This window comes from Kocuria sp. KD4 (assembly GCF_011769905.1).
Taxonomy (GTDB): Bacteria; Actinomycetota; Actinomycetes; order Actinomycetales; family Micrococcaceae; genus Kocuria; species Kocuria marina.
Window position 1 is genome coordinate 297,325 of sequence record NZ_CP050449.1, and the last position, 14,208, is coordinate 311,532.

Consider the following 14,208-nt stretch of genomic DNA (forward strand, 5'->3'; position numbering starts at 1 on the left):
GCCGTGGCAGAGACGGCAGAACAGGGTGACGACGCCGTGGAGCCCACCCGCCTCGCCGCTCGTGACCGCGGGCTGCTCTGGCACCCCTACGCACCGCTGGACGGACCCGCACCCCACGCGGTGCTGGCCGCGGAGGGCGTGACCCTGACCCTGGAGACTCCTGAGGGGGACCGGATCCGGGCAATCGATGGCATGGCCTCGTGGTGGTGCGCCGTGCACGGCTACCGCAACCCGGAACTGGACCGCGCCGCCGTGGACCAGATCACCGAGTTCTCCCACGTGATGTTCGGGGGGCTCACGCACCGCCCGGCCGTAGAACTCGCGGAGCTGCTGGTGGAGGTCACCCCGCCCGAGCTGCAGCACGTGTTCTTCGCAGACTCGGGCTCCGTGAGCGTGGAGGTCGCGCTAAAGCTCGCAGTGCAGTACCAGGCGGCGCGCGGCCGGCCGCAGCGTCGGCGCATCCTCACGGTGCGCGGCGGCTACCACGGGGACACCACCGGGGCCATGAGCGTGTGCGATCCCGAGGGCGGGATGCACGCGGAGTTCTCGGGTCTCGTGGCGGAGCAGCTCTTCGTGGCACCGCCGCCCGCGGCGTCGTCGTCGGGGGAGGATCACGAGTGGGTGGGGTCGGACGAGGACGTCGCGCGGTGGATCGCGGACGTGCGCGCCACGGCCCGGGCGCACCGGGACGAGCTCGCGGGCGTCATCGTGGAGCCCGTTCTGCAGGGAGCCGGCGGGATGCGCACGTACGACCCGCGCTGTCTGCGAGCCCTGCGGGAGATCGCGGACGAGCTGGACCTCGTGCTCATCGCGGACGAGATCGCCACGGGGTTCGGACGCACCGGGCGGTGGTTCGCGTGCGAGTGGGCCGGGGTGGTCCCGGACGTGATGTGCGTGGGCAAGGCCCTGACCGGCGGATACATGACCCTCGCCGCTGTGCTGGTGTCCGGATCCGTGGGAACGGTCATCACGGCGTCACCGCAGCGTGCGCTCATGCACGGGCCCACGTTCATGGCCAACCCGCTCGCGTGCGCGGTGGCCCTGCAGTCCGTGCGGATGCTCCGGGACACGTGGCGCCGGGACATCACCCGACTGGAAACCGCCTTCCGGGAGATCCTCCCCGCGGCCGCCGAACTCGACGCGGTAGAGGACGTGCGGGTGATCGGCGGGGTGGGTGTCGTGGAATTCCACCGGGCCCCGGACAATGCACGGTTGACGCGCGCAGCCCTCGAGCACGGGGTGTGGCTGCGGCCCTTCGGTCGGTTGCTCTACGCGATGCCGCCCTACATCTGTTCGGACGACGACGCCCGCCGCATCGCCCACGCCGTGGTGCACGCGGCCCGGGACGTGACAAGGGAGGTCGGAGCATGAACGCGCACACGGAAGCGGCCGCGGCCGGAACCGCCGCGGGACCCCTTGACGATTGGCTTCACGACCGGGCGCGGGAACGCGATGAACTGGGACTGCGGCGTGAACTGCGGCCCATGCGCGGGCCGTGTGTGGACCTCGCGTCCAACGACTACCTGGGCCTGTCGCGGGACCCCCGCGTCGTGGCCGCGGCGCACCGCGCACTGGACGAGTACGGGACCGGTTCACGGGCGTCGCGGCTCGTCACGGGCACATTGCCCGTGCACGAGGAGCTCGAGCGCGCCCTGTGCGAGCTCACGGGTCAGCCCGCGGCCCTGGTCTTCTCGAGCGGGTACGCGGCGAACACGGGTGTGCTCACGGCGTTGGGAGATCTGGACACCCTCATCGTCTCCGACGCCCACGCGCACGCCTCCCTCGTGGACGGTTCCCGGTTGTCCCGCTCGCCCGTGCGGATCGCGCGGCACTCGGACGTGGCCCACGTGGAGCAGCTGCTGGCGGAGCGGTCGCAGTCGCGGGCGATCGTCGTCGTCGAATCCTTGTACTCGGTGTGGGGGGATCACGCACCGCTCGAGGCGCTGGCGCGGGTGTGTTGCGCGCACGATGCGTTGTTACTCGTGGACGAGGCCCATGGGATCGGGGTCGCTGGCCGTGGTCGCGGGCTCGTGCACGAACTCGGTCTCGCGGGCGCGCCGCACGTGGTCCTGACCGTGACGCTGTCCAAGGCGCTCGGCGCGCAGGGCGGGGCGGTGCTCGGGTCCGAGCTGCTGCGCGACCACCTGCTCAACCGTGCGCGCCCGTTCGTGTACGACACCGCCCTCGCACCGGCGAGTGCCGCGGCCGCCGCGGAGGCCGCCCGGATCGTCCTCGGGCGGCCCAAGCTTGCGGACCGGTTGCACGAGCGCGCGGCCTTCGTGGCCCGCGCGCTGGACGTGCCTCTCGCGCGCTGCGGTGCAGTCGGTGCCCGTGGGATCGGCGGAACTCGCCGTGGACGCCGCCCGGACCCTGCGTGAGCGTGGGGTGGCGGTGGGATGCTTCCGCCCGCCGTCGGTGCCGGACGGCATCAGCAGGCTGCGTCTCACGGCGCGCGCGAACATGGAATTACAAGAATTGTCGGAGGCGGTGAATCGGGTGCGGGAGGTTCTGCGCGCTCTGGAGCCGTCCACGCCGGGAATGGGCGCCGGCCTCGGCCGGATCGCGCCGTCGCGACCCGTTCCGGCCCCGGGTTCCGGCGCCGATAGAGGTACGCCATCCGTCCAGGAGGTCACCGCATGACTCACAACCCACTCGCCCACGTGCCCCTTCCCCGTATCACCATCGTCACGGGGACGGACACGGACGTGGGCAAGACCTACACGACCGCGGCGCTCGCGGTGGCCGCATGGTCCTCTGGAGTCCAACGGATCGCGGTCTACAAGCCCCAACAGACCGGCGTGCGCGGGGACGATCCGGGGGACGTTGACGACGTCGCTCGGCTGGCTCATACCGTCGGCGTGCCGTCCGCGGCGCTCACCGTGGCGGAGGGACAGCGGCTCACCGAGCCCATGGCCCCGCCTCCCGCGGCGGCGATCGACGGGGTGGACCTTCTGTCGATCACCGCGCACGTGGAGCGGGTCATGGAATTACAGGAATCCCACGACCTCGTGCTGGTGGAGGGTAGCGGGGGAGTGCTCGTGGAGCTGGACGGGCAGCAGCATACGATCGCGGATCTGGCGCGGGAGCTGCAAGGCCGCGCGGGGGAGGACGTCGGGACGGTCGTGGTGACCCGCCCGGACCTGGGAACCCTGAACCACACCCTGCTGACCCTGGAGGCCCTGCACCACCGGGGCGTGCGGGTGTCGGGGGTCGTGCTGGGATCCTGGCCGGCTCACCCCGATCCGGTGCAGGAATCCAATCGGGACTACCTGGCGGACCTGCCGGATGTGAGCGGCCACCACATCCCCCTACTGGGCGCGGTCCCCGCGGGATGGAACGTCGGCGTGAGTTGAAGACGGCACATGGACGGGGCTCACGAGCCCTCCACCGCCGCCCCGTAGAGCCGCTCGAAACGGTCGTGGACACCCCGGTAGTACTCCTGCGCGGAATCGCGAGGGGTGTACGTCCCCGCGGGTTCCGGGGAGGAGCACTCCACGTCCGGCGCGAGTGACTCCAGCATGAGCAGGGCATTGCCGCGGCACGTGGACCGCTTGATGGTCTGGTGGATCACGGGGGTGCCCAGGTAGTCGCCCAGGATCTGCAACCAGGACGGCAACTCCTGGGTGACTCGGCCCGCCGCCACGATCCGCTCCACGTCCGTGGCGGCCCGTTCCAGCTCGTCCGACACCCTCCGGTAGGAACCAGCGATCCCCTCCAGCATCCCGCGTGCCATCGCGGAGGCATCCGTGGACGCTGAAACATCCGCGAACACCGCCCGCGCACTGCCCGCCCACCCGGTGGAGCGTTCGCCGGTCAGGAAGGGGAGCACCCCGGGGGTGTCGGGGGAGGGATCCGCGGCGGCGATCTCGTCGAGTACGACGCCGTCGAGCGCGAGGGTGTCGAGCAACCAGCTCACGGCGCGGCCCACGTCGTTGAGGGCGCCGCCCAGCAGGCACCGGGAGGAGTCAATGCGGTAGCACCACAGCCCCGGCGGGATGTCCTGGGGGCGGTGGTGCAGCAGGACCCGCATGGCGCCGGAGGTCGCCGCAGACGCGACGATCGTGTGCTCGTCCGATCCGCCCACCCCCAGGTTGGCGCACAGCCCGTCCGCCACGGGCGCGAACCACTGCGCGTCCGCGAGCCCCTGCCAACGCGCGGTGCGATCGGGATCCACGTCCGGCAGCGGCTCGTGGGGTTCGAGGACCGGGGAGAGCACGTCCGCGGTGATGCCGGCGGCCTTGAGCATCCGCCGATCCCAGTTGCCCGAACGGCGGTTGAGCAGCCCCGTCCACGCGGCGGTCGCGGTACCCGCGGCGGTGGTGCCGAGCAGACGCAACCACACGTACTCGCCGATGCTCAGCCAGCGCTCTGCGGCCTCGAAGTCCTCGGGGCGCGTTTCCGCGAGCCACCGGAACCGCGGGGCCAGGTAGCTCGTGTGCAGGCGCGCGCCCACGGTCTGCTGGACCTGCCGTTCGTCGAGTTCCTCGCGCATTTGTTTCAGCTGCGGCGCGCACCGTGAGTCGGCGTACGTGAAGCACTCGGTCACGGGGTCACCCTTCGCGTCCACACCCACCAGGGAGGACGCGAAGGAGTCCAGGCCGACGCCGCGCACCCGCCCCGCGAGCTCCTTCCGGTCGCACACCACGTCCAGGATCTCGCGGATCTCGTCCACCACCTGGTCCGGGTCGATCACGGAGGTGCCGTCCGCCGCGGTGGTGAACGCGTGGGGGATCTTGTGGCGGTACCCGCGCACGGGTGTCCCTGTGGCGTCATGCACGGAGCCGCGCGTGGCGGTGGAGCCGATGTCCAGGGTCATCACCAGGGGGTCCTGCGCCCGGTCCAGTTCCACGGCGAAGTCCACGCCGTCGTCCGTGCACGGTGTGTTCTTGTGCTTGCCCATCTGCGTCTTGCTCCCTCGCGGTTGTGCCGTCCTCCCAGTCTAGGGACGGGCCCGGTGTGCGCTCGGCGGACGACGGCGCCGGGGTCCGGGGCGCGCGGGACGGACGGCGGCGTCGTCGTCCTCTCGTTCCGAATGGTGAGACGGCTGTCTGCTATGTGAAAACTGTGTCGGGGTCACGCGTATCCTGGAGGGAACACTTTTTGCCGGGAGAACGGCGCATTTCGCGCCGTCCACGTCCCGGTCCAGCCTTCGGGAAGGGGTCACAGTGCCGCAGCTACGTTCAGCAACGTCCACCACCGGTCGGAACATGGCGGGTGCCCGCGCCCTCTGGCGCGCCACCGGCATGGGCAGCGAGGACTTCGGCAAGCCGATCATCGCGATCGCGAACTCCTTCACGCAATTCGTCCCCGGTCACGTGCACCTGAAGAACATGGGGGAGCTCGTGGCCTCCGCGGTGCGCGAGGCCGGAGGCGTGGCCAAGGAGTTCAACACCATCGCCGTGGACGACGGCATCGCCATGGGCCACGACGGCATGCTGTATTCCCTGCCCTCCCGGGACATCATCGCCGACTCCGTGGAGTACATGGTTAACGCGCACTGCGCGGACGCCCTGGTGTGCATCTCCAACTGTGACAAGATCACCCCCGGCATGCTTATGGCCGCGCTGCGCCTGAACATCCCCGTGGTCTTCGTCTCCGGCGGCCCCATGGAATCCGGCGAGGGCGTGGAGGGCGTGGTGGAGCACCGCGTGGACCTCGTGGACGCCATGGCCCTGGCCGTGGACGAGTCCGTCACGGACGCGCAGCTGGCCCAGATCGAGGAGAACGCGTGCCCCACGTGCGGTTCGTGCTCCGGGATGTTCACCGCCAACTCCATGAACTGCCTGACCGAGGCGCTGGGTCTGTCCCTGCCCGGCAACGGCACCACGCTGGCCACGCACGTGAACCGCAAGCGGTTGTTCCTGGAGGCCGGGCGGCGGATCGTGGAATCCGCCAAGCGCTACTACGAGCACGACGACGACTCCGTGCTGCCTCGCAACATCGCGACCAAGGCGGCGTTCCGCAACGCCATGGCCCTGGACGTCGCCATGGGTGGCTCCACCAACACGGTCCTGCACATCCTGGCCGCCGCGCAGGAAGCCGAGGTGGACTTCAATCTCTCGGACATCGACGCGCTGTCCCGGAAGGTCCCGTGCCTGGCCAAGGTGGCGCCGAACTCCACCAAGTATCACATCGAGCACGTCCACCGGGCCGGCGGCATCCCCGCGATCCTGGGTGAACTGCGGCGCGGCGGGCTGCTGAACGAGGACGTCCACACCGTGCACTCGCAGACCATGGGCGAGTGGCTGGACGAGTGGGACATCCGCTCGGGCAAGGCATCCGACGCCGCCAAGGAGTTCTTCCTGGCGGCACCGGGCGGCGTGCGCACCACCCAGGCGTTCTCGCAGGCCAACGAGTACGAGGACCACGACGTGGACGCCGCCGAGGGCTGCATCCGCTCCGTGGAGCACGCCTACACCAAGGAGGGTGGGCTCTGCGTGCTGTTCGGCAACATCGCCGAGGACGGCGCGGTGATCAAGACCGCCGGGATCGACCCCGACCTGTTCCACTTCACCGGCCGGGCCTTCGTGGTGGAGTCCCAGGACGAGGCCGTGCACGAGATCCTCTCCAAGAACGTGAAGGAGGGGGACATCGTCGTCATTGCCTACGAGGGACCCAAGGGCGGACCGGGCATGCAGGAGATGCTGTACCCCACGAGCTACCTCAAGGGCCTGGGGCTCGGGAAGAAGTGCGCGCTCATCACGGACGGCCGCTTCTCCGGGGGCACCTCCGGGATCTCGATCGGCCACATCTCCCCGGAGGCCGCGGCCGGCGGTGCCGTGGGTCTCATCGAGCACGGTGACGAGATCGAGATCGACGTGGAGAACCGCGTGCTGCGGGTCAACGTGGACGACGCCGAGCTCGCGCGCCGTCGCCAGGAGAAGGGTGACGCCCCCTGGAAGCCCACCAAGCCGCGTGAACGTCGCGTGTCCAAGGCGCTGCGGGCGTACGCTTCCATGGTGACCTCCGCGGACAAGGGCGCAGTGCGCGTCGTGGAGGACTGAGGACGGTCCGACCCGGGCGGTCAGGACGAAGGGAACAGGTATGTCCCAGAACGGCCCGCGGTTGACCGAGGCCCAGGAGAAACACGTCCTGCGGCGGCGCTTCGAGGACGAGACGGCGGGGTTCCACAAGGGGCTGGGCGCCCGCCAGTTGCAGATGATCGCGATCGGCAGCGCGATCGGGACCGGGCTGTTCCTGGGAGCCGGTGGCCGTTTGGAGCAGGCCGGTCCGTCCCTGTTCCTGCTGTACGCGGTGTGCGGTTTCTTCGGCTACCTGATCCTGCGCTCACTGGGCGAACTCGTGGTGCACCGGCCGTCCTCCGGTTCGTTCGTCTCCTACGCCCGTGAGTTCTACGGCGAGAAGGCCGCGTACGTCTCCGGGTGGTTGTACTGGCTGAACTGGGCCATGACGGCGGTCGCGGATGCCACGGCCATCGCGATCTACATCAAGTGGTTCGGTCAGTACAGCGCGTTCGTGGCGGGGATCCCGCAGTGGATCCTCGCATTGATCGTGGTGGTCCTAGTGGTGTCGCTGAACCTGGTCTCGGTCAAGGTGTTCGGCGAGCTGGAGTTCTGGTTCTCTCTGATTAAGGTCCTGGCCCTGGTGGTCTTCCTGGTCATCGGCACGTTCTTCGTGCTGTTTGGCACGCCCACCGGTTCCGAGGTGGGGTTCTCCCTGGTCCGGGACAACGGGGGCCTCTTTCCGTCCGGCGTGCTGCCGGCGCTCATCGTGGTGCAGGGTGTGGTGTTCGCGTACGCCGGCATCGAGCTCGTGGGCACCACGTCCGGGGAGACCCGCAACGCGGAGAAGGTCATCCCCCGGGCCATCAACACGGTGATCCTGCGGATCGCGGTGTTCTACGTGGGCTCCGTCCTGCTGTTGTGCCTGCTGTTGCCCTACACCGCCTACAGCGCCACCGAGAGCCCGTTCGTCACGTTCTTCTCGTCCATTGGCGTGGACGCGGCGGGGCCCATCATGCAGCTCGTGGTGATCACCGCGGCGCTGTCCTCGCTCAACGCAGGCCTCTATTCCACCGGGCGCATCGTCCATTCCATGGCGCAGGCCGGTTCCGCCCCGAGGTTCACGGGCAAGCTGTCCGCGTCCGGTGTGCCCTACGGCGGCATCCTGTTGACCGCCGGGGTGGCCGTGCTCGGCGTGGGGCTGAACTTCGTGGTCCCGGAGCAGGCGTTCGAGATCGTGCTGAACCTCGCGGCACTGGGCACCATGGCGGGCTGGGCCGCGATCTCGCTGTCCCACCAGCGATACGTCTCCCTGGCGCGGAAGGGTTTCTACAACCGCCCGACCTACCGGGCACCGCTGGCGCCGTTCACCAACTGGCTGACCATGTTCTTCCTCGCGGGGGTCCTTGTGCTGATGGCCGTGGACTACCCCGTGGGCACCTTCACCCTGGCGTCCTCCCTGGTGCTGATCCCGGTCCTGGTGATCGGGTGGTTCATGGTGCGGGGCAGGGTGCGCGAGATCGCCGCCGAACGCGAGGGCTTCACGGGGGCGTTCCCGGTGCTCGCGGAGCGGCCCGCGGTGGGCGCGTTCCGCCCGGTGGGCCGGGAGAACTCCACGGGTTCCGGGTCCACCACGTCCACGGCGTCCCTGCATCGGGCCCCGGGGCCGGGTTCCACCGACGGTGCCCCGACGCCGCCCCCGGGGCACCAGGGCCCGGGGCACCAGGGCCCTGACACGTCCCGCTGACACTCACACGGGGCCCTGTTTCCGCTACTGTGACCTAGATCAGTGCAACAGCACACGTCAGTCACCCGGTTCCCCGCTGCCCATCGCGCAGCGGCCGGAACCGTCTTGAGGCAGAATTCCGGGGAATCACATGGATGCGTTGACAGAACTCGTGGGAACGCTGGGCGGTTACATCTGGTACGTCGTCTTCGCGATCCTGATTGGTGTGGGGTTGTACCTGACCATCCGCACCAAGGCCATTCAACTACGCGGGATCCCCGAGATGTTCAGGGTGCTCACCGATCCGCCCGGTGATGCCGAGAACGGCCGGAAGGGCATCTCCTCGTTCCGCGCGTTCACGGTCTCCGCGGCCGCTCGCGTGGGCACGGGCAACATCGCCGGTGTGGCCATCGCCATCAGCCTGGGTGGGCCCGGCGCGGTGTTCTGGATGTGGGTCATCGCCGCGATCGGTGCGGCCAGCGCGTTCGTGGAGTCCCTGCTGGGGCAGCTGTACAAGGTCAAGACCGGCGACGGCTACGTGGGCGGTCCCGCGTACTACATGGAGCGCGGGCTCAACAAGCGCTGGATGGGTCTGCTGTTCGCGGTCATCATCACCGTGACCTACGGTTTCGTGTTCAACTCCGTGCAGTCCAATTCCATCGTGGACGCCGTGAGCGGGTCCTTCGACGTGGACATCACCAACGGCCAGGGCATGTGGATGCGTGTGGTCCTGGGTCTCGCGCTCGTGGTCATCACCGCGGCCGTGATCTTCGGCGGCATCCGCTCCATCTCCTCCGTGACGCAGATCCTGGTCCCCGTCATGGCCGTGCTGTACCTGGTCTTGGGGCTGCTCGTGGTGGTCCTGAACATCACCGCGGTCCCCGGCATGCTGCTCATGATCGTGGAGGGTGCGTTCGGCATCCGTGAGTTCGTTACGGGCAGCGTGCTCGGTGTGATCATCCAGGGCATGAAGCGCGGTCTGTTCTCCAACGAGGCCGGCATGGGTTCCGCGCCCAACGCCGGTGCGACCGCGTCCATCTCCCACCCGGCCAAGCAGGGCTTCGTGCAGTCCCTGGGGGTGTTCTTCGACACCATGCTCGTGTGCTCGATCACCGCGTTCATCGTGCTGCTCTCCAACCCCACGTTCGGCGACGAGCGCCAGGGTGCCTCCCTCACGCAGAGCGCCCTGGGCATGCAGCTGGGTGACTGGGCCGTGCACTTCCTGACCGTGGCGATCTTCCTGTTCGCGTGGTCCTCGGTGATCGGCAACTACTACTACGGCGAGTCCAACATCCGCTTCATGACCACGTCCCGTGCGGCCATGAACATCTACCGCTTCGCCGTGCTCGTGTGCGTGTTCCTGGGCGCCATACTCGCGCTGGACCTCGTGTGGTCCCTCGCGGACCTGTTCATGGCCCTCATGGCCACGCTGAACCTCATCGCGCTGTGCATGCTCGCGGGTGTCGCCGCCAAGGTGCTGGCCAACTACATGGAACAGCGCAAGGCCGGGGTGGAGCCCGTGTTCAAGGCCGGGGACGTCCCCGGGATCACCGGTCTCTCCGCCTGGGACGGCACGGACACCGTCACACTCCCCGTGTTCTGGGAACAGCGCGCCAACCAGAAGAACGGGGCGCGCCGCTGAGAGCGACCCGTACGCGGCGTCGTCGTCCCCGGCTCTTTGCAGGGGCGACGACGCCGCTGTCGTCCCCGCGCGCAGGTCGTCGTCTGTGCGCGGCGCGCGCGGACGACGCCGCTCGCGGGGACCGCTCGACGGCTGCGCTCAGCCGCGCTCGGGCGAGGGGCTCGGGGAATCGCCCGAGCCGTCCGCGAGATCCTGCTGGACCTGGGTGTCGATCGCGCCGGTGAGGGCGTCGTCGTCCGCGGGGGAATCGTGGGCCGCGTCCCGGAGCTGGTGCTCGTTGAACTCGGAGAACTCCTTGTCCTGCGCGCGACGCTTGGTCAGCAGGGCGCGGATTCGGTTGCGGCGCCCGGCCTCCACGCTGATGTCCTCGCGGTGACGGAACCACCACCACAGCATGACGACCACCAGGACCATGCCCACGTACCCGATGATCGGGTAGACCACGCTCATCAGGGTGCCGAAGCCCACGAGGCTCACCACGTAACCCACCGCGCACAGGCCCAGGAAAATCGGGACGTAGCGGTGGCGGTGGTTCACGGTGACCCGGCGACCCAGGGCGTAGAACATGCTGATGGTCGTGTTGTAGATCATCACGAACGTCACCACAACCATCCCGAGTGCGGCCCAGGGGTGCATGGTCTGGAAGAGCTGGAGCATGGGCACCTCGGAGCCGCCCACGGCATCGAAGTTCACGAGTAGGGCGAAGGCGTTCATGGCCAGAAGAACGGTGTAGACCACGCCGCCCAGCAGCCCGCCCCAGCCGGCATCGCGCGGGTTGAGGGCGTTGCCGCCGATCACCAGGGACATGGACACGCCCAGCATCAGGGCCATGCACGTGTAGTTGATCGCGGACAGCCACCACGGGCTCACGGGGGAGCCCGCCTGCACCGCGAGCTCGTGCAGCGATCCGAGATCCACGGGGAGCTTGGTCAGGGTGTAACCGAACGCCACGATCACGGCCACGAAGATCGCCGGGGTGACCGCCGAGATGATGTTGGTGACCTTGTTGACGTTGAGCAGCCCCGTGACCATCACGAGCACCACCATGATGGCCGAACCGATCCACGCGGGCAGCCCGAACTGTTGTTCCAGTGTGGAACCCGCGCCGGCGAGCATCACGATGCCCATGGCCAGCAGGGTCAGACTCACCGCGATGTCCAGGAACCGGGACACCACGGGAGATGACACGGACCGGAAGACCCGGCGGTGCTCGTCCGCCAGGAAGTAGCTGCCGATGTGGATGATCACGGCACCCGCGGCGATCATCAGGATCCCCGAGACCACCGCGCCGGCCAGCCCCCAGACACCGAACGAGATGAAGTACTGGATGACTTCTTGACCGGTGGCGAAACCGGCACCCACCAGCAGGCCCACGAAGGCCAGGGTGACTTGCAGGGTTTTCTTGGCGGACACGGGAGCAACTCCTCGGGGGTCGGACGGTTCTCATGTGGCTCGGACCACATTCCGGGCCTTCTCCACCGGTCAAGCATAGGGAGTGGGCTCGTCCGCGCCACGTGGCAGCGGCCTGCCCGTGACGTGATGATGCCGACACCTCCCGACTCAGGGGTCGGCGGAATACGCGGAGGTGGAGCATTCGACGAAGGGCGCACCCCGTGACGCAGCAGTGGCAGGTAGATCTCGAGAGCTGGGTGGCCGGTCAGCGGCGTCGGCAGCCGCGCGCCGGCGCCGTCGCGCCCCGGTCTCAGGCCAGGACCTGGCGCTTCGAGGAGATCACTCCGGTGTTGAACCCGGCCAGGTGGAGACCGCCGTGGAAGCGCGCGTGCTCGATCTTCACGCACTGGTCCATCACCACGTCCAGCCCGGCGTCCTCCGCGATGGCCGCCGCTTCCTCGTTCCACGAGCCCAGCTGCAGCCACAGGGTCTTGGCGCCCACGGCCACGGCCTCCCGAGCCACGCCGGGCAGGTCCGCGTCCTTGCGGAACACGTCCACGAGGTCCGGGACCTCGGGCAGCTCCGCGAGCGACGGGTAGGCCTTCTGGCCCAGCACCTCGTCCAGCACGGGGTTCACGAAGTACACGCGGTACGGGCTCGACGACTGCAGGTACGTGGCCACGAAGTAGCTCGCACGGGACGGCTTGTTGGACATCCCCACGATCGCGATCGAGCGCGTGCCTCGGAGGATGCCGAGCCGTTCGGGGGCGCTGGGGCCCACCCAGGTGCGTTGCGTGCTCATGCCTGTTCTCCTTCGTCTCCGGGCAGCGCGCAGGCCGCCGCACTGTTGCCCTGGTCCAGGGTGGTGCGCGCCGCGCCCGTGAGCGCGGCGGAGGGGGCGACGACGCCGCCCTCCCGGTCCCTGCCGCTGGCTGCGCTCAGTGCCTGGTCCAGGTCCCACAGGATGTCCGCGGTGTCCTCGAGACCCACGGAGATCCGGATCAGGTCCTCTTTGACCCCGCCCGCGGCGAGCTGTTCGGAGCTCAACTGCTGGTGGGTCGTGGACGCGGGGTGCAGCACGAGGGTGCGGGCGTCCCCGATGTTGGCCAGGTGTGAGGCCAGTTGCAGGCTCCCGATGAATCGGGCGCCCACCTCACGGCCGCTCAACTCGTCCGTGCCAGCCACACCGAAGGCGAAGACGGATCCGATGCCGTGGGGCAGGTACTTCTGCGCGCGTTCGTGGTGGGGGTGGTCCTCGAGTCCCGCGTAATTGACGTAGGAGATGCGTGGATCCGTGGCGAGCCACTGCACGACCTCCTGCGCGTTGGCCACGTGGGCGTCCATGCGCTGGGGGAGGGTCTCCACACCCTGCAGCAGGTTCCACGCGGCCTGCGGGGTCAGGGACGCCCCGATGTCGCGCAGCTGCTCGGAACGGAGCTTGGTCAGGAATCCGTACTCACCGAAGTTCCCCCACCACGTCACGTTGTTGTACGAGGGAACCGGTTCGGTCATGGCCGGGAACTTCCCGTTGCCCCAGTCGAAGCGGCCGGATTCGACCACCACGCCGCCCAGAGTGTTACCGTGCCCGCCCAGGAACTTGGTGATCGAGTGGATCACGATGTCCGCGCCGTGCTCGAACGGGCGGCACAGGTACGGGGTGTTGAGGGTCGCGTCCACGATCAGCGGGACACCCGCCTCGCGGGCCACCGCGGCGAGCCCCTCCAGATCGGCGATCTCGCCGGACGGGTTGGCCACGAGTTCGGTGTACACGGCCTTGGTGTGCTCGGTGATCGCAGCCTTGTAGTCCGCCGGGTCGGTCCCGGGGACGAAGGTGGTTTCCACACCGAAGCGACGCAGGGTCACGTCCAGCTGGGTGACCGTTCCGCCGTAGAGCTGGGACGAGGCCACCACGTGGTCACCCTGGCCACACAGCGCGGCGAACGTGATGAACTCGGCGGCCATCCCGGAGGACGTGGCGACCGCCCCGATCCCGCCCTCGAGGGAGGCGATGCGCTCTTCCAGGGCCGCCACGGTGGGGTTGCCGATGCGCGAGTAAATGTTGCCGTACTTCTGCAGCGCGAACAGGTTGGCGGCGTCGTCGGCGTCCTTGAAGACGAACGAGCTGGTCTGGTAGATGGGCACGGAGCGGGCGCCGTGCTCGGCGTCCGGGGTGCCGCCGGCGTGCAGGGCGCGGGTGCGGAAACCGAACTGGTGCTCGGCCATGGATGTCCTCCTCGTCGGCCGGGTACGGCTCCCGTCCGACAGCTGCCCGGGGCCGCGCAGCACTCCATCGGTCCTGGCGGTAGCACCGTGCAGTTGGCCGAGCACTGCGGGTTGCTGCGGCGTCATGGATCCAGGTCTCTCGGCCGCTCGGGATGGTGCGTCTATTGTGTCGCGCGCGTGGGTGACGGACCAAACCGTGCGGATCGCAGCCACCCGAAAGCGGGTGCGATTGATTCAGAGGGCGCGCGCCACGGGTGCCCCGC

10 protein-coding genes and 1 riboswitch are annotated in these 14,208 nt (G+C 69.0%); of the genes, 6 read left to right on the forward strand and 4 right to left on the reverse strand.

The window, feature by feature from the left end; translation table 11 throughout:
- Positions 1 to 3: 3 nt before the first annotated feature.
- The 3 genes from bioA to bioD all read left to right on the forward strand — a co-directional run bounded on the left by bioA (position 4) and on the right by bioD (position 3,353).
- Positions 4 to 1,371 (forward strand): adenosylmethionine--8-amino-7-oxononanoate transaminase, encoded by a 1,368-nt coding sequence (gene bioA, locus HBK84_RS01345; RefSeq protein ID WP_240919049.1) that lies wholly within the window; start codon positions 4 to 6, stop codon positions 1,369 to 1,371.
- Positions 1,368 to 2,378: an 8-amino-7-oxononanoate synthase gene (locus HBK84_RS01350; protein WP_370520565.1), complete on the forward strand. Its 1,011-nt coding sequence runs from the start codon at positions 1,368 to 1,370 to the stop codon at positions 2,376 to 2,378. The genes bioA and HBK84_RS01350 overlap by 4 nt, the downstream gene beginning before the upstream one ends.
- A 258-nt stretch (positions 2,379 to 2,636) precedes the next feature.
- Positions 2,637 to 3,353, forward strand: a complete 717-nt coding sequence (bioD, locus tag HBK84_RS01355; protein WP_167317999.1) for a dethiobiotin synthase — start codon at positions 2,637 to 2,639, stop codon at positions 3,351 to 3,353.
- Positions 3,354 to 3,373: 20 nt separating this feature from the next.
- Here bioD and HBK84_RS01360 read toward each other — a convergent pair whose 3' ends face one another.
- Positions 3,374 to 4,900, reverse strand: coding sequence for a gluconokinase (locus tag HBK84_RS01360; protein ID WP_167318000.1), 1,527 nt, complete (start codon positions 4,898 to 4,900; stop codon positions 3,374 to 3,376).
- Between the two features lie 265 nt (positions 4,901 to 5,165).
- Between HBK84_RS01360 and ilvD the strand changes: the two genes are divergently transcribed.
- From ilvD to HBK84_RS01375, 3 genes are all read left to right on the forward strand, one after another.
- A complete protein-coding gene (gene ilvD / locus HBK84_RS01365; protein ID WP_167318001.1) occupies positions 5,166 to 7,004 on the forward strand; it encodes a dihydroxy-acid dehydratase in 1,839 nt (612 codons plus the stop codon).
- Positions 7,005 to 7,044: 40 nt separating this feature from the next.
- Positions 7,045 to 8,709 (forward strand): amino acid permease, encoded by a 1,665-nt coding sequence (locus HBK84_RS01370; RefSeq protein WP_167318002.1) that lies wholly within the window; start codon positions 7,045 to 7,047, stop codon positions 8,707 to 8,709.
- Between the two features lie 130 nt (positions 8,710 to 8,839).
- Positions 8,840 to 10,330: a sodium:alanine symporter family protein gene (locus tag HBK84_RS01375; RefSeq protein ID WP_167318003.1), complete on the forward strand. Its 1,491-nt coding sequence runs from the start codon at positions 8,840 to 8,842 to the stop codon at positions 10,328 to 10,330.
- A 138-nt stretch (positions 10,331 to 10,468) separates the two neighbouring features.
- Here HBK84_RS01375 and HBK84_RS01380 read toward each other — a convergent pair whose 3' ends face one another.
- The 3 genes from HBK84_RS01380 to HBK84_RS01390 all read right to left on the reverse strand — a co-directional run bounded on the left by HBK84_RS01380 (position 10,469) and on the right by HBK84_RS01390 (position 13,945).
- Positions 10,469 to 11,743: a hypothetical protein gene (locus tag HBK84_RS01380; protein ID WP_064846521.1), complete on the reverse strand. Its 1,275-nt coding sequence runs from the start codon at positions 11,741 to 11,743 to the stop codon at positions 10,469 to 10,471.
- A 289-nt stretch (positions 11,744 to 12,032) separates the two neighbouring features.
- Positions 12,033 to 12,524, reverse strand: a complete 492-nt coding sequence (locus HBK84_RS01385; protein ID WP_167318004.1) for a CoA-binding protein — start codon at positions 12,522 to 12,524, stop codon at positions 12,033 to 12,035.
- Positions 12,521 to 13,945 carry an O-acetylhomoserine aminocarboxypropyltransferase/cysteine synthase family protein gene (locus tag HBK84_RS01390; protein WP_167318005.1) on the reverse strand — a complete coding sequence of 475 codons (1,425 nt, stop codon included), beginning with the start codon at positions 13,943 to 13,945 and terminating at the stop codon, positions 12,521 to 12,523. The genes HBK84_RS01385 and HBK84_RS01390 overlap by 4 nt, the downstream gene beginning before the upstream one ends.
- 61 nt (positions 13,946 to 14,006) lie before the next feature.
- Positions 14,007 to 14,104, reverse strand: a riboswitch (SAM riboswitch).
- Between the last annotated feature and the right edge of the window lie 104 nt (positions 14,105 to 14,208).